Here is a 19128-nt window from a genome sequence, read left to right as displayed (position 1 = left end):
ATGAGGGTCGAATTGCTGTCCGCGGTGTGCCTGGTCGCCGTGGCCGAGGGGTTGTTCCTCTTCGTGGCCCCGCGCGTCTGGAAGCGGGCCGTCGAGCAGCTGTACCAGCTGTCGGACACCGGGCTGCGCCTTCTGGGGGGCATGTTCGTGGCCGCCGGGCTGATTTCGCTGGTCCTGATCCGGCAGTTCTAGGCCTCAGGGGCCTCCGTACGGCCGGGGAGGGGTAGCCCCCTCCCCCCAAAACCCGGATAATGCACAAAAGCCGGATGGGGCCACGCCCCTCCGGCTTTTTCCGTGTCGCGCCGCCGAATAATCGGCTTACGGGCGACTCCCTCGCGCCGTAGCGCGTCAGTTGAACCCGCTTTGCGGGAAGCCAGATCTTGGAGTTCTAGACCGATGGGTCAGTCAGTCGTGGTGTTGGGCGCCCAGTGGGGCGATGAAGGCAAGGGCAAGATCGTCGACCTGCTGACGCAGGACATCGGCGCGGTCGTGCGCTTCCAGGGCGGCCATAACGCCGGCCATACCCTCGTCATCGGCGGCAAGAAGACCGTCCTGCACCTGATTCCGTCGGGCATCCTGCGCGACGACGCGCTGTGCCTGATCGGCAACGGCGTCGTGCTGCACCCGGGCGCGCTGCAGAAGGAAATCGCCGAGCTCGAAGCCAACGGCGTCGAAGTGCGCTCGCGCCTCAAGATCAGCCCGGCCACGCCGCTGATCATGCCGTACCACATCGCCCTGGATCAGGCCCGCGAAAAGGCCGCCGGCAAGGGCGCCATCGGCACCACCGGCCGCGGCATCGGCCCGGCGTACGAAGACAAGGTCGCGCGTCGCGGCATCCGCGTCGCCGACCTGCGCTATCCGGCCGAGCTCGCCGAGAAGCTGCGCGTGACGATGGACTATCACAACTTCGTGCTGACGAAGTACCTGGGCGTGGAAGCCGTCGATTTCCAGAAGACGCTCGACGAAGCGCTGGCCTTCGGCGAATACGTCGAGCCGATGAAGTCCGACGTCGCCGGCATCCTTCATGACCTGCGCAAGCAGGGCAAGCGCGTGCTGTTCGAAGGCGCGCAGGGCTCGCTGCTCGACATCGATCACGGCACTTATCCGTACGTCACCTCGTCGAACACCACCGTCGGTGGCGCCTACGCCGGCACCGGCGTCGGTGCGGACGCGATCGATTACGTCCTCGGCATCGCCAAGGCCTACGCCACGCGCGTCGGCGGCGGTCCGTTCCCGACCGAACTCAACGACGAGATCGGCCAGGGCATCCGCGACCGCGGCCAGGAATACGGCGCTACCACCGGTCGTCCGCGCCGTTGCGGCTGGATGGACATCGTCGCGCTCAAGCGCGCCGTCGCCATCAACGGCATCACCGGCCTGTGCATCACCAAGCTCGACATCCTCGATGGCATGAAGACGCTGAAGGTCTGCATCGCGTACGAGTACCACGGCAAGCGCAGCGAATACGCGCCGCTCGATGCCGCGGGCTGGGAAGAGTGCACGCCGGTGTACCTGGAGTTCCCCGGCTGGGACGAATCCACCGCCGGCATCACCGAATGGGACAAGCTCCCGCCGGCGGCACGCGCGTATCTGCGCGCGCTGGAAGAACTGTCGGGTTGCCCGCTGGCCATCGTGTCGACCGGTCCGGATCGCGATGCGAATATCGTGTTGCGGGATCCGTGGGGTTGATTGCTCACACTCCCGCTGTCTGAGATAGGACAAAGCCCCGCCAAGTGCGGGGCTTTGTTTTTTATCGTCAGATTTGTCTGACAGACACGTATTACGTCACGTGGCATGATCCTGTGGCGACTCGCCAATAAGGCGGCGAGCATCTGTGATGCCGAGGGTTGTTCAAGGGAAGGAGCCAATGATGTTTCAGCAAAGTGTGAGGTGGGTGGTTGTAGGCGTGGTTGCTTCGCTAGCGGCAATTTCATTCGTCGCCTGCGCGCCAAAGGCTTCCCCGGTCACTGCAGATTCCGGGTCAAGGAAGGAAAGCTTGCCGGCAGCAGTGAATGCAAATAGGGGGGCGCAATGCCCTGCCCAGAAGTTCGAAGAGTTTCTCGGAAAGTTTGCCAACGATGTAAAGGTGCAACGCGCATTCACGCGTTATCCCTACGTGACTACCGTGTACGACAGTGTCGATCTGGAGGCGGATCCCAAGGTAAGCCGACTCACTGAAGCCCAAGTCGCATTCCCGGTGATGCTGAGCGATAAGGAGCTGGCTGAGCATGGGGCAAGCATGCATCCCGAGCGCAAGTCGGAAGATTGGTATGAAGTTCCGACGCAAAGCGAAGGTAGTGGTGCATACACCATGACCTTTACCTTTCGTTATCAGGACGAGTGCTGGTATCTAACCGAATCTATTGATGCATCAACCTGAATGCCCTGATTCAAGGAGGAAGAAATGGGCGGGAAATACAGAGTCGTTGAAAGTGTGGGGAACACGCTTCAGAACGTGCATTCATACGAGGATCTAGAGAAGCACCACCCTACATGGCGGGAAGATCCAACCAAGAGGCACTACACCAGCATTGACGGACGGCGTGAGGAATTCGTTCCCTCGCCATCTGGCGAGAGGTTGGTTAGCAAGGACTTCGTGCTGATGTCGGACGCTGGCTCAGCCGTGAATGTGCCATCGCCTGTGGAGGGTTATGCACGGCGATCGCCAAAGCTGGATCGCTGGGGTACGGTGCAAATCTATGATGGCCCCGGAAAGGATGCTCGACTGATCGCTCAAGTGCGGCACATGGACCCAATCCACGTTTCGGATGGCGAGCACATCCAGTACGGGCAACCGCTGGGGCAACAAGGGCGCAAATCACCCCCAGGGACCAAGGTGGGCCTGCATACCCATATGGATGTGGCAGAAACTCATCTGAAGGAGTTCAAGCAGTACATCCATGATCTCGATGCTGGGGTCATCACGCCTGATGGTCAATTGCATCGTTCGCAAAATGCCTCCTCGGAGCAACATGCTCCTTTGCCGCAGAGCGATAAGCAGCCTGCCGCTGTTGCTGCCACCAGAAAGGACGGCCAAACCATTGATCATGGTGACCATGGTGCGGCGGTCCGCGACATCCAACAGCAGCTCCACAACCTCGGCTATGTCGGTCCCCAAGGTCATCCCCTGAAAGTCGACGGCGATTTCGGTGGCAACACCGAACACGCGGTGCGCGCGTTCCAGAAGGCGCACGGCCTACACGTCGATGGTGTCATTGGGTCAGATACTCAAAAGGCCCTGCTGAACGCCGAGAAAGCGCCGCTGCTGTCCGAGAAAACCCACCCGAGCCACCCGCTATTTCAAGAGGCCCAGCAAGGCCTCCGGCAGTTGCCGTCCGGTACGTTCCGGAACACGGAAGAGTTGAACAACACCGCCGCAACCTTGGCGCAGAAGGCCAAGGAAAGCGGCATTTCCCACATCGACCATGTGCTGATGAACACCCGCGGCGACGGCGTGTTTGCGGTGCAGGGCAATCCGCAGGACCCTGCGCGCCATCTGGCATCGGTGGACAAGGGGCAGGCGATGATGCAATCGGTGGAGCGAAGCACCGAGCTGATGGCGACGCACGATGGCAGCCGTCTCCAATCCGCTCAGGTGCAGACGCAGATGCAGCACCAGGAGCATCGCAGCGGCCTTTCGATGGCGATGCGGCCGTAGACGCGTACCGACATCCATGGCTCACGGGAAAAGGCCTCGCATCTGCGAGGCCTTTTCGTTGCAGAAATCACGCGCTCCAGCCGCGAACCACCGTCGCAAGCCGGCCACCGAGCCTTGCACGCGAGGCCTTCCGCTCGCTCGCCCGCCCGCGATCACCCCTCGCCCCGCTTGCGAGGAGAGGGCCGCTTCGCGTAAGCGAAGCAGGGTGAGGGGAGGTGAGCAAAGGCGCCATACGAAAATAGCCCCGCATGCGCGGGGCTCTTGTAGCCGACACCAGCGGCGGCACTAGCCTCGCGAAGCCATCGCCCGTTCGATGAAGTTCAACACCTCGGCGATACTCACGCCGAACGAGCCCGCGTTGCCGGCATCGAACTCCTGCTTCCATTGCGAGTATCCCTCCAGATAGGCCGGGTCGGGCGAGGCCATGTGAACGTACTCGGCGTTGCTTCGTTCGAACGTCTGCGCCGTCACCGGGATATGCGGCATCCCCTCGATAACAGGATTGCCGGGGGCGCCCTTCACGCGAATGCCACTGAGCGACACGTGATAGATCTTGCCCGTACCCATGGGGTGCTCATCGATGCGATTGATCAGCACCATCGGCACCTCGTCGGGTGTCCGGCCGTTGCAACGCCAGACCTGTCCGACGGCGAAGTCCGGGTGTGAAGAGGAGTTGGCCATGGCCGTGATCCCAAGAGGAAAGGGCCATGATGCCGTGTGCCGCGCGTTGCGGGCCATGCCGATTCAGGCCGCTTATTCCCGCCTCTCGACGCACTGGCCATTGGCGCGCGGACGGTGCCTTTTCTGACTGCCCGGCGCACGGCTTTGCGCACATAATCGGCCGCTCCGTATGCGGCGCGCCGCCCTGCGGCATCGCATTCCGCTCATAGAAGGAAAAACCATGAAATCACGCGCCGCCGTCGCATTCGCCCCTGGCCAGCCGTTGCAGATCGTGGAAATCGACGTCGCGCCTCCGCGCGCGGGAGAGGTGCTGGTCCGCATCACCCATACCGGCGTCTGTCACACCGATGCGTTCACGCTCAGCGGCGACGATCCCGAGGGCCTGTTCCCTGTCGTGCTCGGACATGAAGGCGCAGGCGTGGTCGTGGAAGTGGGTGATGGTGTCACCAGCGTGAAGCCGGGCGACCACGTGATCCCGCTGTATACCGCCGAATGCGGCGAATGTTTGTTCTGCAAATCCGGCAAGACCAACCTGTGCGTGTCGGTGCGCGCGACGCAGGGCAAGGGCGTGATGCCGGATGGTACTTCGCGGTTTTCCTACAACGGCCAGCCAGTGCATCACTACATGGGATGCTCGACTTTCAGCGAGTACACGGTCGTTGCCGAAGTGTCGCTGGCAAAAATCAATCCGGCGGCGGATCACGAACAGGTTTGCCTGCTCGGTTGTGGTGTTACCACCGGTATCGGTGCGGTTCACAACACGGCAAAGGTGCAGCCGGGCGACACCGTCGCGGTATTCGGACTGGGTGGCATCGGTCTGGCGGTGATCCAGGGCGCGCGCCAGGCAAAGGCCAGTCGCATCATCGCGATCGATACGAATCCGGACAAGTTTGCTACGGCCAGGGAAATGGGCGCCACCGACTTCATCAATCCGAAGGATCACGACAAGCCCGTGCAGCAGGTGGTCGTCGAGATGACCGGTTGGGGCGTGGACCATAGCTTCGAATGCATCGGCAACGTCAACGTGATGCGTGCCGCGCTCGAATGTGCCCATCGCGGCTGGGGCCAGTCGGTGATCATCGGTGTCGCGGGCGCCGGGCAGGAGATCTCCACGCGTCCGTTTCAGCTGGTGACCGGGCGCACGTGGAAGGGCACCGCCTTCGGCGGCGTCAAGGGACGCAGCCAGTTGCCAGGCATGGTTGAGCAAGCGATGCGTGGTGAGATCCAGCTTGCACCCTTCGTCACGCACACCCTGCCGCTGGATCGAATCAACGACGCCTTCGATCTCATGCACGAAGGAAAGTCCATCCGCACGGTGATCCATTACTGACATGCAAAGGATCGAGAGTCACGCCTGCTTCGGCGGCAGCCAGGAAGTCTGGCAGCATCGTTCCAGCGTGCTGGACTGCGACATGCGCTTCGGCATCTATCTGCCGCCTCATGTGCGACACGCGAGATGTCCGGTGTTGTACTGGTTGAGCGGCCTGACCTGCACCGAACAGAACTTCATTACCAAGGCTGGTGCGCAGCGCTACGCGGCCGAGCACGGCGTGATTCTGGTCGCTCCCGACACCAGTCCGCGTGGCGAGCACGTCGCGAATGCCGACGGGTACGACCTGGGGCAGGGCGCGGGCTTCTATCTCAATGCCACGCAGGCACCATGGTCCGCGCATTACCACATGCACGACTACGTCCTCGAAGAGCTTTCATCGCTGGTCGAAGCCAAGTTCGATGCAACCGATGCGCGCGCCATCAGTGGCCATTCGATGGGTGGACATGGTGCCCTGGTGCTTGCGCTACGCAATCCTGGCGTCTATCGCAGCGTCTCGGCATTTTCGCCGATCGTTGCGCCTTCCCAGGTGCCCTGGGGGCAAAAGGCATTCGCGGCGTACCTGGGGGAAGACCGCAGCGCTTGGAAAGATTGGGACGCCTGTGAACTGCTACGCGTAGCCCGTGCAGAGCGGCTTATGCTGTTGGTGGATCAGGGCGAAGCCGATGAGTTTCTCTCAATGCAACTCCAGCCCGAGTTGCTGGAAGCGGCCTGTCGCGAGAGCGGCCATCCGCTGACGCTACGCCGCCATGCCGGTTACGACCACAGCTATTACTTCATTTCTAGCTTCATCGGCGATCACATCGCGCATCACGCGGTGGCGTTGCATCGTTAGCTCCTTCCGGCAGTGCATGGGGTTTGCCTCAACGGGAGGTAGATGCGGAGAAGACGACCGTAGTCGCCTCCAGAGCAACGGTCCCTGCTGGGCCCGTTCTACTGGGGCCGCGAACAATCCCGACGCCTCGCCGCGTCATCCTCGGCCACGCACGCATCGAATTCCCGAAGGCCGATCACCTCGCGCTGGCTTCCAGCCGGAATAGTGAGGCGATCCATCGGTCGATCGCCGCAATTCCCGTCCAGGGATGCGCACCGGCGAGGGAATAGCGTGTAGTGACACGCGCCACTCGCGCTGGCAATGCATTCAAAGTGCGCGACGCCGGCTTCGAAGCGGGTGCGGCTATAGATGGCGTCGGCGCCATCGACAGTGGATCGGGTGATCAACGTCGTGCCGCTGGAGGCAAAGCCGAACAGAGCCAGAAGAAAATAGATCGCGGCGATGAGGGTGTGCATGACGGCTCCTTGCAGTCACTGCGTATGAGGGCAATGGCGGCGTGCAAAACGGCTACATGTGCCGGAACAGCGCCATGAACGGCTGGCTGACGGTCAGCGTCTCGGGTCGGTTCTTCAGTCGGACCGTGCCCTTGCCGGTGTCGTCGCGCACGATCGAAGCGATCGCCTTGAGGTTCACGATGGTGGAGCGATGAATCTGCTTGAACGTATCGGTGTCCAGAACTTCCAGCAGCTCGCGGATCGGCGTACGCAGCAAGGCCTCGCCCTCGGCCGTCATCACCGTCGTGTATTTGTTGTCGGCGCGGAAATAGGCGACGTCGTCGACAAGGATGAGTCGCGTCTCGCGGCCCGCGCTCGCGGTCAGCCAGGTAAGCGGTGGGCGTGATGTCTGCTTCGGCAGTGCCGCACCCAGGCGCTCCAGTACCTCGCTCAACGCCGCAGCGTCGCTGGTGCCGGAAGCCGCGCGCAGCTTGAGCCGCTGCACGGTGGCCGCCAGGCGCTCGGGTGCGATCGGCTTCAGCAGGTAGTCGATCGCGCCGCGATCGAAAGCGTCGATGGCGTATTGATCGTACGCCGTGACAAAGACGATCTGCGTTTGCGGGCTGGCCTGCGCCGCCGCTGCAGCGACTTCCAGTCCGGTGAGGCCCGGCATGCGGATATCGAGGAACGCAACATCGGGCTGGTGTTCATCGATCGCTTCCAGCGCACTGGCGCCATCTTCGCACTCGGCGATGATTTCCAGCTCCGGCCATGCCATTCGCAACTGTTCGAGCAGGGCGCTGCGCAGCAGGGCCTCGTCTTCGGCGACGACGGCAGTGATGCTCTTAGACATTGCTGGGGCTCTCCATCGATGCCGAAGTAGAGGCGGCGGCCCCACTTGTTGCGGACGTCGCCGACGGCAGAACGATGGTGGCGGCGACACCGGTAGGGAAGTTGGCGACAACGGCGAGCGAAGCCTTGTTGCCGTACACCAGCTGCAGGCGTTCACGCACGTTCTTCAGGCCGATGCCGGTTCCGCTGGTCTTCGCGTTGAAGCCTTCGCCGTCGTCGGCGACGGTAACCGACACGGTGCCGTCGCTTTCACGCGCACGTATCCACACGGTTCCTCCTGCCGTGCGCGGCTCCAGGCCGTGCTTGATCGCGTTTTCAACCAGCGTCTGCAGCATCATCGGCGGAAGCATCGTCCCACGCAGGCCTTCCGGTACGTCGGTTTGCACGGACAGGCGCTGTCCCATGCGGATTTTCAGAATTTCCAGATAGGCCAGCGCGCGCTCCATTTCATCGCCGAGCGTGGCCAGCTCATCCTGCGTGCGCGGCAACGAGTGGCGCAGGTACTGGATCAGGTGACCCAGCATCTCGTCGGCACGCAGCGGATCGGTACGGGTCAGGTACTGGGCACTGGCGAGTGTGTTGTAGAGGAAGTGCGGCTCGACCTGTGCGTGCAACAGATTGAGGCGGGCGACAGTGAGCTCCTTCTCGGTCGCGGTTTGCGTGGCGGCATCGCGTTCGTTGCGACGACGCTCGGAGACGCGACGCGCAATCGCGCGGGTGATCGCATTCGCGTTCTCCAGGTTGGTGCCATCGTCGACCCGAAACCAGTCGCTCCACGCACCGCTTTCCGGTTCGCAGATCAAGGTGACGCTGCCGGTTCCGTTGACGGGCGCGACCGTGGCCAGAATCTGGTTGCGGGTGCTGCCGAACCAGTACATCGGGTGGTACTTGCCCAGCGGGCGATCGCCATAGGTTTCCTGGCGCTGCACCTTGGCCCGGATCTGCAGGCTGTCGCGGGCACTCTCGATTTCATGGGTGCGCGGCAGCTCGCGGATCGCGGCGTCGAGCAGGTCGAAGGCCTCGCCTGCTTCGAACGGAATCTCGATCTGGCGGCGCTGGCGGTTGCCGAGCGATGCGTTCTCGCTGCCGTCGATCAGGCGGATGCGGCGAAGATGCGAAAACGCACTGGTGACCACCAGACCCAGTGTGAGGAAGGTGAACAGCACGATCGGCGTCTGGATTTCGCCGAGGAAGGGGATCTCGGACCAGAAGGCGTTCGCCAGGACCATGACCAGCACCCAGGCGATGGCGATGCGGGCGACGAAGAAGATGTTTCGGATCACGGCGGCTTCCGCGGCATTGGTTGCGGCGAAGAATAGCGGCCAGCAGCGCACTGGGAGGCTGCCTGCGACGGAACCGCGGCCAGCGGGATGAAGCTGCCGATCGGGAGGACGAATCCCGGGCCCCGCCCGGTTGCCGGGAGCTACCATGCGCAGCGGTGCGGTGTGCAATCAGTGCCAAATCGCCATGCCTGCACATCCAGCCGTGACTTCTGGCGCTCGGTGCCTGTAGGCGCAGCCGGCACCATGGTCCGTCCCTTCACCCCTTGGTTCGCGTCGACAGGCCCATGGTCGAGACGCTGGCCACCAGCACGAGAAACCACATGCGTCGCACCCTGGTTACCGCAATCGCGCTCGCCCTGGCGGGCACTGGCTCCGCCCTGGCCGCACAGCCGCAGACGGCAGCCGCTCCAGTAACGGCGCCGGAAGTGAAAGACGCCACCACCCAGCTCCCGCGAACGGTACGGCCCACGCACTACGACGTTGCCGTCGTACCGAATGCGCAGGCCATGCGCTTCGACGGCCATGTCGCCGTCACCCTCGATGTGCTGGAAACGACGCGATCCATCACCCTCAACGCCGCCGACATGACGTTCGCCAACGCGACGCTCGCTGGCGCGGGACGCAAGCCGCTGACAGCAAAGGTGTCGGTCGACAACGAAGCGCAGACGGCTACTTTCGCCTTCGACCAACCGCTCGTTCCGGGGCGCTACACGCTGACCACCGACTACACCGGCAAGATCGGCACTCAGGCCAATGGCCTGTTCGCGATCGACTACGACACCAAGGCCGGCAAGAAGCGCGCGCTGTACACGCAGTTCGAAAACTCCGATGCGCGCAAGTTCGTACCGTCGTGGGATGAGCCCAACTACAAGGCCACGTTCACTCTGACCGCGACGGTGCCATCCAACCAGATGGCCGTCAGCAACATGCCGACGGCCGAATCGGTCGATCTCGGAAACGGCACCAAGCGCGTGAAGTTTGTGCAGTCGCCGAAGATGTCGACCTACCTGCTGTTTTTCGGCCTGGGCGACTTCGAGCGAGCGACGCTGATGGCGGGCGACACCGAAGTCGGTGTGGTCACCCAGACCGGCATGCTTGAGCAGGCCCGGTTCGCCCTGGAATCCTCGGTCGGCGTGCTGAAGGAATACAACGACTACTTCGGCGTGAAGTACCCGCTGCCCAAGCTCGACAACATCGCATCGCCTGGCACCAGCCAGTTCTTCGGCGCGATGGAGAACTGGGGCGCGATCTACACGTTCGAACACACGCTGCTGCTGGATCCGTCGATTTCGACCCAGTCCGACAAGCAGGGCATCTATTCCGTCGCCGCACACGAGATGGCGCACCAGTGGTTCGGTGACCTGGTCACGATGAGCTGGTGGGATGACCTGTGGCTCAACGAAGGCTTCGCCACGTGGATGGCCGGACGCACCACCGCGAAGCTGCATCCGGAATGGAACACGCAGCTCTCCGTGGTCAGCAGCCGCGAAAGCGCGATGTCGCGCGATGCGGTCGCTTCCACGCACCCGGTTGTGCAGCACGTGGAAACGGTGGAGCAGGCCAGCCAGGCCTTCGACGCCATCACTTATTCCAAGGGCGCGGCGGTGATCCGCATGCTGGAAGGTTATGTGGGGGGCGATGCCTGGCGCGATGGTGTGCGCAACTACATGAAGGCGCACGCTTACGGCAACACGGTCTCCGACGATCTGTGGCGTCAGATACAGGCGGCCGCCGGCAAGCCGGTGCTCGATATCGCGCATGACTTCACCTTGCAGCCGGGCGTGCCGCTGATCCGGGTCGAGTCGGCGACGTGCGCGAACGGCAAGACCACGCTGAAGCTGACCCAGGGCGAGTTCACCAAGGACCGTCCCGACAAGCAGCCGTTGCAGTGGCGCGTCCCGGTGATCGCGCAGACCCTCGGCGGCGAACCTGCGCGCACCGTCGTGACCGGTGGCGCGGGCACGCTGGAAGTGCCGGGTTGCGGCGCCGTGGTGGTCAACGCGGGGCAGAGCGGCTACTACCGCACGCTGTATGCGGCGCCGCAGTTCGATGCAATCAAGAAGGGCTTCGCGAAACTCGCGCCGATCGATCAGATGGGTTTGATGGGCGATGCCTGGGCGCTGGGTATGGCGGGCATGCGCCCGGCGTCCGACTTCCTGGAACTGGCCAAGGCGACACCCGTCGATGCCGATCCGCAGATCTGGGGCGAAATCGCCGGCTCCCTGAGCAGTCTGGACGACTACTACCGCGGCGATGCGCAGCGCCAGACAAAGTTCCGCCGCTTCGCGATCAAGACCCTCACCCCGGTGTTCGCACGCGTGGGTTGGGAAGCGAAGGCGGGTGAATCCGACCCGGTGACGATCCTGCGCACGGATCTGATCGAAGTGCTGGGTTCGCTCGGCGATGCCTCGGTGATCAACGAAGCGCGCCGTCGTTATGCCGCCAGCGAAACCGATCCCAACGCGACGCCGGCTGCGCTGCGCAAGACCATCCTGCATGTCGTGGCGCGCAACGCCGACACCGCCACGTGGGAGAAGCTGCACACCGCCGCACTGGCCGAGAAGACGCCGCTGGTGAAGGACGAGTACTACGCGCTGCTGTCGGCCGCGGAAGATGCCGGCCTGGCCCAGCGTGCGCTGGAGCTGGCCCTGACCGGTGAGCCGGGCGAGACCAACAGCGCCAACATGATTTCGCAGGTGGCTTCGTGGCATCCGGAACTCGCCTTCGACTACGCCGTTGCGCATCGCGAGTTGGTAAACGCCAAGGTCGATACCACGTCGCTGAGCCGCTACTACCCTGGCCTGGCCCGCAACTCGATGGATCCAGCGACGGTGGACAAGTTGAAGGCGTTTGCCGATCAGTACATCGCGGCTGGTTCGCGCCGGGCGACGGATACCGCGATCGTCAACATCCAGTACCGGGTGAAGGTGCGAAAGGAGCGCCTGCCGGCGATCGATGCGTGGCTGAAGAGCAACGGCTGATCCGGCTGGTATGGAATTGAAAAAGGCCCCGCAATCGCGGGGCTTTTTTTGGTGAGCATTCCGGTAGGAACGACGAAGCGAGGAATGTCGCGACGAACGACATCCGGCTGAAACATACTAGGCAGACAGCTCGATTCAGGCGTCAAAACCAATGACAGTAGATCGCAAGTTTGCGGTTCCTAACTCGCTCATCCTCGCCGCCATTGGTCTCGCGCTGGCTGCTACGGGTTTGCTCATTGCCTTCCCCGGCAATCTGTTCATATGGAACGTCGGGTCATGGACGCTCGCTTTTGCGCTGCTTGCCTTGCTGGGCCTGGTCCTGAGTTCGGGCCACTCGCTCGTCACCAATCCTCGCGTGAGAACCTGGCAGCGGATCGCGTCCTTCGCGTTGGGTCTCGTCTGCCTGGCTGTCATTGCCATCGGCTCGCTCTAGGCGACACCAGTGTCCAGCCGATCCATGGCGCCCGCCCTGGTTTCATGCGGCGAAGCGCTCCGGAAGGGCTCGTTTCGCCGGTCCCGGTGAACGAAGCGGCAAAACAACTGTGATTCCCGTTTCAGACTCCGCCTCGTCCGATTGACGCCCGTCCGGGCCGCTCACACCATCGGGTTTGGCCTTCGCTGGACTGTCGAGGATCGTATGTTTCGGAGCGCCGTTCGCTGGGTTTCGGGCCTGGCCTGCTTTGCATTGCTGCTGCCGTCCGCGATGGCGCAGTGTCCAACTTCATTGCCCGTGCAAGGCGCATCGCCGCCGCAGCCGATCTTCCCCGTGGACAACTGGTGGAATACCGACATCAGTTCGGCGCCGGTCGATCCTGCGTCCGCCAACTTCATCACCTTTATCGGCGGTACGCGGCGCCTGCATCCGGATTTCGGTGGTGAAGAGTCGCCAGGCAGCGCGGCGATCTACGGGTTTCCGTACGCGATTGTCAGTGGTACGCAGGCCAAACAGGCGGTCACGTTCGACTACTGGGACGAGAGCGATGGCGTCGACAGTACCGGGAAGGGTGTGCCGTTCTATCCGATTCCCACGCAGGCGATCACCCAGACGCACTGGGTCGAAGGCGGCGCGGCTGGCAATGTCGATCAGCGTTCCAGTTCGGATCGACACCTGCTGATCATCGATTGCACCAATCGCCATTTGTACGAGCTGTACAACGTCTGGTACTCGTCCTCACAGGCGCGCTGGTTCGCGGGATCGGGCGCGTTCTTCGACCTTTCGCGCAACGATCGTCGGCCGGAAGGTTGGACGTCGGCGGATGCGGCAGGACTGGCGATCTTTCCGGGGTTGGTGCGTTACGACGAAGCAGCGGATCCCGCGGTGACGGAAATCCGTCATGCCTTCCGCGTGACCGTGCGGGCCAGCAATGGACATGTCTATCCGGGTTCGCATACCGCCGGCAGCACGAGCGGTGCGTTGCCGATGGGCGCGCGGTTGCGGCTGAAGACCAGCGTGAACGGTGCCGATCCGGCGACGCGCACCAGCGATCCGGCGGCGCGCAAGATCTTCCGTGCGATGCAGAAGTACGGACTGATCGTTGCCGACAATGGTTCGGACATGTACATCTCCGGCACCTTCGACGTGCGCTGGAACAACGATGTGCTCAACCCGGCGTTCAGTACGCTGTCGGCGAGCGACTTCGAAGTCGTCCAGTTGGGATGGAAGCCGGCCAGCGTGGTGTTGAATGCGGTCAGCGCGAATCCATCGACGGTGAACGGCGGTCAGTCCTCCACGGGCACCGTCACGCTCAGCGCCGCGGCGCCTGCGGGAGGCGCGACCGTGTCGCTGGCCAGCGCCAGCAATGCGTTTTCGGTGCCCGCCAGTGTGCTGGTGCCGCAAGGCGCGACCAGCGCCAGCTTCACCATCACCACACAAAAGACACTCGATGCTGCGTCGGGCACGCTGTCGGCCAGCTATGCAGCCGCCACGCGCACGATGGTGTTCACCGTCAATCCGCGTTTGGTTGGCGCCCCCGTCTGCAGGCTGCAGGAAGCGTGGTTCGTACCCACTGCGCAGTCGTCGGCACCGTCCGCCATTTCCGTGAAAGGTTCACGGCAGGTGACTCGCGCCGTGAAGGCCCGCAGCAGGAAATAGGCGAACCGTCAGGAGCGTCGATTCTGTGCGCAAAAGAAAAGCCCCGCAGATGCGGGGCTTTTCTGTTGCCTCAGTCGAACAAGTCGATTACGCCTCGACTTCATCCTTGTACGCATCCACCGGAATGCAGGCGCACATGACGTTCTTGTCGCCGTAGACGTTGTCGACGCGTGCGACCGGCGGCCAGTACTTCTGCAGCTTCAGCGACGGCAGCGGGAAGGCGGCCAGTTCGCGCGGGTAGGCGTGGGTCCAATCGCTCGCAGACACGGCCGTCGCGGTGTGCGGGGCGTTCTTGAGCGGGTTGTCTTCGCGATCGAGCTTGCCTTCCTCGACAGCGCGGATTTCGTCGCGGATCTGGATCATCGCGTCGATGAAGCGGTCGAGTTCGTGCTGCGATTCGGACTCGGTCGGTTCCACCATCAGCGTGCCGGCGACCGGGAAGCTCAGGGTCGGGGCGTGGAAGCCGAAGTCGATCAGGCGCTTGGCCACGTCTTCGGCGCTGATGCCGGTCGAGTCTTTGAGCGGACGCAGGTCGAGGATGCACTCGTGCGCGACCAGGCCGTTACGACCGGTGTAGAGCGTCTCGTAGTGCGGCGCCAGGCGCTTGGCGATGTAGTTGGCGTTGAGCAGCGCAACCTGGGTCGCCTTGCGCAGGCCTTCCGCGCCCATCATGGTCACGTACATCCAGCTGATCGGCAGGATCGAGGCGGAACCGAAGCTCGCCGCGCTGACCATGCCGACGTCGCCGTTGCCCACGCCCTGCGTGCGCAGGGCGTTCTTGTCGAGCGCACCCGGCAGATAAGGCGCGAGATGCGACTTCACCGCGCACGGGCCGACGCCCGGACCGCCGCCGCCGTGCGGAATGCAGAAGGTCTTGTGCAGGTTGAGGTGCGAGACGTCCGAACCCCACTTGCCCGGCTTGGCCACGCCGACCAGGGCATTCATGTTGGCGCCGTCGGTGTACACCTGGCCGCCGTGCTTATGGATGATCTCGCAGATCTCGACGACTTCTTCCTCGAACACGCCGTGCGTCGAGGGGTAGGTCATCATGATCGCGGCGAGACGGTCGCTGTACTTCTCGGCGTTGCGGCGGATGTCGTCGACGTCGACGTTGCCGTTGCTGTCGGTCTTGGTGACGACGACGGTCATGCCGCACATCTGCGCCGAAGCCGGGTTGGTGCCGTGCGCGGAATCCGGAATCAGGCAGATGTCGCGCTGCGACTGGCCGTTGGCGCGGTGGTAGGCGCGGATCGCGAGCAGGCCGGCGTATTCGCCCTGCGCGCCGGAGTTCGGCTGCAGGCTGACGGCGTCGTAGCCGGTGCACTCGACCAGCATCGCTTCGAGGCCGTCGATCAGTTCCTTGTAGCCCTGCGCCTGGTCGGCCGGGGCGAGCGGATGCAGGTTGCCGAATTCCGGCCACGTCACCGGGATCATTTCCGCGGTGGCGTTGAGCTTCATCGTGCACGAACCCAGCGGGATCATGGTGCGATCCATCGCCAGGTCCTTGTCGGCGAGTGCGCGCATGTAGCGCAGCAGTTCGTGCTCACTGTGGTGCGTGTTGAAGACCGGGTGGGTCAGGAACGCGGAGGTGCGCTTGAGACCGGCCGGGATCGCATCGCTGGTGGCGGCATCGAGTGCGTCGATGTCGGCGGTGGCACCGAACAGCGCGGCCACTGCGACCACGTCGTCACGCGTGGTGGTTTCGTCGAGGCTGATCGAGACGCTGCTGGCGTCGATCGCACGCAGGTTGATGCGCGCGGCCTTGGCCTTGGCGTGCGCCGCAGCGGCATCGATGCCGGTGACGTGCAGGGTGTCGAAGAAATCCGGACCGACATTGACGCCGGCCTTGCCCAACGCGGCGGCTAGGATCGCGGCGAGGCGATGAGTGCGCTGCGCGATGCGAATCAGGCCTTCCGGACCGTGATAGACCGCGTACATCGACGCCATCACCGCCAGCAGTACCTGCGCGGTGCAGATGTTGGACGTGGCCTTCTCGCGGCGGATGTGCTGTTCGCGCGTCTGCAGGGTGAGGCGGTAGGCCGGCTTGCCTTCGGCGTCGACCGACACGCCGATCAGGCGGCCCGGCATCGAGCGCTTGTAGGCATCGCGGCAGGCCATGAACGCGGCGTGCGGACCACCGAAGCCGAACGGCACGCCGAAACGCTGCGAGTTGCCGACCACGATGTCGGCGCCCCATTCGCCCGGAGCGGCGATCAGGGTCAGCGCGAGCAGATCGGTGGCGACGGCAACCAGGCCGCCGCGTGCATGCACGGCGTCAGCCAGCGCCTTGTAATCGCCGATCTGACCGAAGGTATTGGGGTACTGCAGCATCACGCCGAAGGCGTCGAGGTTCATTGCATCGGCGTCGTTACCGACCACGATCTCGATGCCCAGCGGTTCAGCGCGGGTGCGGATGACTTCCAGCGACTGCGGATGCACGCCGTTGGAAACGAAGAAGACGTTCGACTTCGACTTGCACGAGCGCTTGGCCAGCGTCATCGCTTCGGCGGCGGCGGTGGCTTCGTCGAGCAGCGAGGCGTTGGCGATCTCCATGCCCGTCAGGTCGGCGCACAGCGTCTGGAAGTTGATCAGCGCTTCCATGCGGCCCTGCGAGATCTCGGCCTGATACGGCGTGTAGGCCGTGTACCACGCGGGGTTCTCGAGGATGTTGCGCAGGATGACGTTCGGGGTGTGCGTGCCGTAGTAGCCCTGGCCGATGAACGACTTGAACACCTGGTTCTTGGTCGCGACCTCGCGGATCTTGGCGATGGCTTCGACTTCGGTGATCGGCGCCGGCAGCGCGAGCGGGTTGGCGGACTTGATCGAAGCCGGGACGATGGCGTCCGTCAGCGCTTCGAGGGAGTCATGGCCGACGACGCGCAGCATGTGCGCGATTTCGGCGTCATTGGGGCCGATATGGCGCTCGAGGAAGGCGTCGTGGTGTTCGAGTGCGCGAAGCGAGGTGTGGCTCATCGAAGGGGCATCCGGAGTAGGCCTAAGTAAAGGCCGGGACGTGCGGAACTCGCACGTTGGAGTGCCCCTCTGTCCTTTTGCCTGAGAGTTTGGAAGCGCGCGGGGTGGGGAGGGTGATCCCTGCGCGGCTTCTTGCCCCTTCGGCGCCGGTTCTCGCGATGGTGTCCAGCCGCTGCGAGTCGGTCTCTCCAGAGTTTTTCGCGACACGGAAGTACGTGGGCCTGAGCGATTCCGGGCGGTTGCGCCTTCGGCAGCGGCCCCGTCCCCTGTCGGTCCGGTCCGCTTCTCCCACCGTGTGCGTGGAAGCGGGAATTATAGCCGTTGCGAGCGGGCTGCCGCTGCGTCTCAGGGACAGCTCCCCACATGGTCGCCTGGGACGGCTCGTTCAGTTTCCCGGCCGCCTGGCCGCTCGGTGTGAACCCTCGCCCCGCTTGCGGGGAGAGGGACCGCGTCGCGCAGCGACGCAGGGTGAGGGGGCGTGTCGCGAGAAGCAAAAGCCGCCCCTCATCTGCCCTTCGGGCATCTTCTCCCCGCACGCGGGGAGAAGATGATTAGTAGTTCCCAGACGCGTTCGCGCCGGTTAGCTAGGAAGTGGCAACGACCGTTCCGCAGGAGTCGTCCGCATCCGGCAGATCGTCGGCACTGAACACCCGATTGCGTCCGGCCGCCTTCGCCGCGTACAGCGCCTGGTCCGCGCGCTTGAGTACGACCTCGATGCGCTCGGCGCCGTGGATGCAGGCGACACCAATGCTGATCTTGGGTTCGATTGAGTCGCCCCAGTCGCCGGTCAAGCAGAGCGCATCGACGCGCGTGCGCAGGCGTTCGGCCACGATCGCGGCGCCGGCGCCGGTCGTGTTGGGCAAGACCACGCCGAATTCCTCTCCGCCCAGCCGGCCGAGCACATCGCTGTCGCGCAACTCGGCACTCAATGCTTTCGCCAATGCCTTCAGCACATGGTCGCCGACGTCGTGGCCGTAGCGATCGTTGATCGGCTTGAAATAGTCGATATCGACCATCAGCACCGCCAGCGGGTGTCCGTAGCGGACCGCACGCGAGAACTCGCGGCGCGCGCTCTGCAACAGGCTGCGGCGATTGCGTACGCCGGTGAGCTCGTCGGTGTTCGCTTGCCGCGCCAACTTTTCCTTCAGCTGGTAGAACTCGGTGAAGTCAGTAGCGATGCCCAGCAGCGCGACGACATCGCCATTGGCATCGCGCTGGGGAATCTGCACGACCCAGAAGTGGCGAACTTCGCCGCCCGGCATGCACACGATCTGCTCGCCGGATTGGGTTTCCCCGGTCGCGAACACGCGATCGTCGAGCACGCGCCAGTTGGCGGCCACTTCGGCTGAAACCAGCTCCTCGTCGGCATGGCCGATGAGTTCCGTCGGCGTACGTCCTGCGACCGCCGCCATCTTGGCGTTGGCATAGGTGTAACAACGCGCGCGGTCCTTGGTGTAGATGCAGGCGTCGACGTTCTCGAGTACGGATTCGAGCAGCGCATTCTTGTGGCGCAACTCGGATTCCATCTGCTTGAAGTGGGTGATGTCGGTGGAGATGCCGGCGATGCCGGTGATGTGTCCACGCGCATCGCGCACCGGCGCTTTCACGCTGAAATAGGTGCGCGGATCGCGGCCGGGCTGGGCCAGCTGTTCTTCGGCCTCCAGACGCCTGCCGCCCTCGATCACGCTGCGATCGTTCTTCCACAGCGCCTGGGAGCGCGGCGGATCCCAGAAGTCGGTGTCGTCGTGGCCGAGGATTTCGGTAAGCGGTTTTTGATACAGCTTGTGCATGGCGCGATTGGCGAAGGTGTATTTACCCGCCAGGTCCTTGGCATAGACGAAAGCCGACAGCTCGTCCATCGCCGCGCGCAGGATGCGCAGTTCCGCGATGAGCCGACGTATCCGGCGTTTTGGCGCCGGCACGCCGTCCGATGGCGAGTGCTGTATGAGCATGGAGGCAAGGTAGCCGCCGGGATGTGGAGCTTTCATTAAGACGCCCCGGCATTTCGT

The 19128-nt window shown here is 63.7% G+C and carries 15 protein-coding genes and 1 riboswitch; of the genes, 9 read left to right on the top strand and 6 right to left on the bottom strand.

Annotated features, from left to right (window positions below; all coding sequences use genetic code 11):
* From ACYVGK_RS14365 to ACYVGK_RS14350, 4 genes are all read left to right on the top strand, one after another.
* Nucleotides 1-192, top strand: a complete 192-nt coding sequence (locus ACYVGK_RS14365) for a DUF2065 domain-containing protein (protein WP_460734880.1) — start codon at nucleotides 1-3, stop codon at nucleotides 190-192.
* Nucleotides 193-396: 204 nt separating this feature from the next.
* Nucleotides 397-1689, top strand: a complete 1293-nt coding sequence (locus ACYVGK_RS14360) for an adenylosuccinate synthase (protein WP_460734878.1) — start codon at nucleotides 397-399, stop codon at nucleotides 1687-1689.
* Nucleotides 1690-1870: 181 nt separating this feature from the next.
* Nucleotides 1871-2380 (top strand): hypothetical protein, encoded by a 510-nt coding sequence (locus tag ACYVGK_RS14355; RefSeq protein ID WP_460734876.1) that lies wholly within the window; start codon nucleotides 1871-1873, stop codon nucleotides 2378-2380.
* 24 nt (nucleotides 2381-2404) lie between these two features.
* Nucleotides 2405-3658, top strand: coding sequence for an XVIPCD domain-containing protein (locus tag ACYVGK_RS14350; RefSeq protein WP_460734874.1), 1254 nt, complete (start codon nucleotides 2405-2407; stop codon nucleotides 3656-3658).
* Between the two features lie 285 nt (nucleotides 3659-3943).
* Here ACYVGK_RS14350 and ACYVGK_RS14345 read toward each other — a convergent pair whose 3' ends face one another.
* On the bottom strand, nucleotides 3944-4396 hold the full coding sequence (locus ACYVGK_RS14345; protein ID WP_460734872.1) for a hypothetical protein: 453 nt from the start codon (nucleotides 4394-4396) through the stop codon (nucleotides 3944-3946).
* Nucleotides 4397-4559: 163 nt separating this feature from the next.
* Here ACYVGK_RS14345 and ACYVGK_RS14340 point away from each other — a divergent pair, with 163 nt between their 5' ends.
* Together ACYVGK_RS14340 and fghA are read left to right on the top strand one after the other, a co-directional pair.
* Nucleotides 4560-5669, top strand: a complete 1110-nt coding sequence (locus ACYVGK_RS14340) for an S-(hydroxymethyl)glutathione dehydrogenase/class III alcohol dehydrogenase (RefSeq protein WP_460734870.1) — start codon at nucleotides 4560-4562, stop codon at nucleotides 5667-5669.
* Nucleotide 5670: 1 nt separating this feature from the next.
* Nucleotides 5671-6504, top strand: coding sequence for an S-formylglutathione hydrolase (fghA, locus tag ACYVGK_RS14335; protein ID WP_460734868.1), 834 nt, complete (start codon nucleotides 5671-5673; stop codon nucleotides 6502-6504).
* 98 nt (nucleotides 6505-6602) lie between these two features.
* On the opposite strand, the gene ACYVGK_RS14330 is transcribed toward fghA, so the two are convergent.
* From ACYVGK_RS14330 to ACYVGK_RS14320, 3 genes are read right to left on the bottom strand one after another with little or no spacing between them, the layout of a single operon-like run.
* Nucleotides 6603-6959 carry a hypothetical protein gene (locus ACYVGK_RS14330; RefSeq protein WP_460734866.1) on the bottom strand — a complete coding sequence of 119 codons (357 nt, stop codon included), beginning with the start codon at nucleotides 6957-6959 and terminating at the stop codon, nucleotides 6603-6605.
* A gap of 52 nt (nucleotides 6960-7011) precedes the next feature.
* A complete protein-coding gene (locus tag ACYVGK_RS14325; RefSeq protein ID WP_460734865.1) occupies nucleotides 7012-7791 on the bottom strand; it encodes a LytR/AlgR family response regulator transcription factor in 780 nt (259 codons plus the stop codon).
* A complete protein-coding gene (locus ACYVGK_RS14320; RefSeq protein WP_460734863.1) occupies nucleotides 7784-9073 on the bottom strand; it encodes a sensor histidine kinase in 1290 nt (429 codons plus the stop codon). The genes ACYVGK_RS14325 and ACYVGK_RS14320 overlap by 8 nt, the downstream gene beginning before the upstream one ends.
* Nucleotides 9074-9393: 320 nt before the next feature.
* On the opposite strand from ACYVGK_RS14320, the gene ACYVGK_RS14315 reads away from it, so the two are divergent.
* The 3 genes from ACYVGK_RS14315 to ACYVGK_RS14305 all read left to right on the top strand — a co-directional run bounded on the left by ACYVGK_RS14315 (nucleotide 9394) and on the right by ACYVGK_RS14305 (nucleotide 14146).
* On the top strand, nucleotides 9394-12054 hold the full coding sequence (locus ACYVGK_RS14315; RefSeq protein ID WP_460734861.1) for a M1 family metallopeptidase: 2661 nt from the start codon (nucleotides 9394-9396) through the stop codon (nucleotides 12052-12054).
* 151 nt (nucleotides 12055-12205) lie between these two features.
* The gene (locus tag ACYVGK_RS14310; protein ID WP_460734859.1) at nucleotides 12206-12487 is read left to right on the top strand and encodes a hypothetical protein; all 282 of its coding nucleotides are present in this window, start codon (nucleotides 12206-12208) and stop codon (nucleotides 12485-12487) included.
* Between the two features lie 297 nt (nucleotides 12488-12784).
* Nucleotides 12785-14146: a hypothetical protein gene (locus ACYVGK_RS14305; protein WP_460734857.1), complete on the top strand. Its 1362-nt coding sequence runs from the start codon at nucleotides 12785-12787 to the stop codon at nucleotides 14144-14146.
* An 87-nt stretch (nucleotides 14147-14233) separates the two neighbouring features.
* Here the strand turns inward: ACYVGK_RS14305 and gcvP are convergent, their stop codons facing one another.
* Both gcvP and ACYVGK_RS14295 read right to left on the bottom strand, forming a co-directional pair.
* A complete protein-coding gene (gcvP, locus tag ACYVGK_RS14300) occupies nucleotides 14234-17119 on the bottom strand; it encodes an aminomethyl-transferring glycine dehydrogenase (RefSeq protein ID WP_460734855.1) in 2886 nt (961 codons plus the stop codon).
* Nucleotides 17120-17178: 59 nt separating this feature from the next.
* Nucleotides 17179-17321: riboswitch (glycine riboswitch) on the bottom strand.
* Between the two features lie 382 nt (nucleotides 17322-17703).
* Nucleotides 17704-19071, bottom strand: a complete 1368-nt coding sequence (locus ACYVGK_RS14295) for a sensor domain-containing diguanylate cyclase (RefSeq protein WP_460734853.1) — start codon at nucleotides 19069-19071, stop codon at nucleotides 17704-17706.
* Nucleotides 19072-19128 lie beyond the last annotated feature (57 nt).

The organism is Lysobacter tyrosinilyticus, assembly GCF_054779815.1.
This window is presented reverse-complemented; position numbering and strand designations above follow the sequence as displayed.

What these genes read in the sequence shown, in the direction of transcription:
- gcvP (WP_460734855.1), bottom strand. Translation starts at nt 17,119, where the DNA reads ATGAGCCACACCTCGCTTCGCGCACTCGAACACCACGACGCCTTCCTC.
- ACYVGK_RS14365 (WP_460734880.1), top strand. Translation starts at nt 1, where the DNA reads ATGAGGGTCGAATTGCTGTCCGCGGTGTGCCTGGTCGCCGTGGCCGAG.
- ACYVGK_RS14330 (WP_460734866.1), bottom strand. Translation starts at nt 6,959, where the DNA reads ATGCACACCCTCATCGCCGCGATCTATTTTCTTCTGGCTCTGTTCGGC.
- ACYVGK_RS14355 (WP_460734876.1), top strand. Translation starts at nt 1,871, where the DNA reads ATGTTTCAGCAAAGTGTGAGGTGGGTGGTTGTAGGCGTGGTTGCTTCG.
- ACYVGK_RS14295 (WP_460734853.1), bottom strand. Translation starts at nt 19,071, where the DNA reads ATGCTCATACAGCACTCGCCATCGGACGGCGTGCCGGCGCCAAAACGC.
- ACYVGK_RS14310 (WP_460734859.1), top strand. Translation starts at nt 12,206, where the DNA reads ATGACAGTAGATCGCAAGTTTGCGGTTCCTAACTCGCTCATCCTCGCC.
- ACYVGK_RS14350 (WP_460734874.1), top strand. Translation starts at nt 2,405, where the DNA reads ATGGGCGGGAAATACAGAGTCGTTGAAAGTGTGGGGAACACGCTTCAG.
- ACYVGK_RS14360 (WP_460734878.1), top strand. Translation starts at nt 397, where the DNA reads ATGGGTCAGTCAGTCGTGGTGTTGGGCGCCCAGTGGGGCGATGAAGGC.
- ACYVGK_RS14345 (WP_460734872.1), bottom strand. Translation starts at nt 4,396, where the DNA reads ATGGCCCGCAACGCGCGGCACACGGCATCATGGCCCTTTCCTCTTGGG.
- ACYVGK_RS14340 (WP_460734870.1), top strand. Translation starts at nt 4,560, where the DNA reads ATGAAATCACGCGCCGCCGTCGCATTCGCCCCTGGCCAGCCGTTGCAG.
- fghA (WP_460734868.1), top strand. Translation starts at nt 5,671, where the DNA reads ATGCAAAGGATCGAGAGTCACGCCTGCTTCGGCGGCAGCCAGGAAGTC.
- ACYVGK_RS14315 (WP_460734861.1), top strand. Translation starts at nt 9,394, where the DNA reads ATGCGTCGCACCCTGGTTACCGCAATCGCGCTCGCCCTGGCGGGCACT.
- ACYVGK_RS14325 (WP_460734865.1), bottom strand. Translation starts at nt 7,791, where the DNA reads ATGTCTAAGAGCATCACTGCCGTCGTCGCCGAAGACGAGGCCCTGCTG.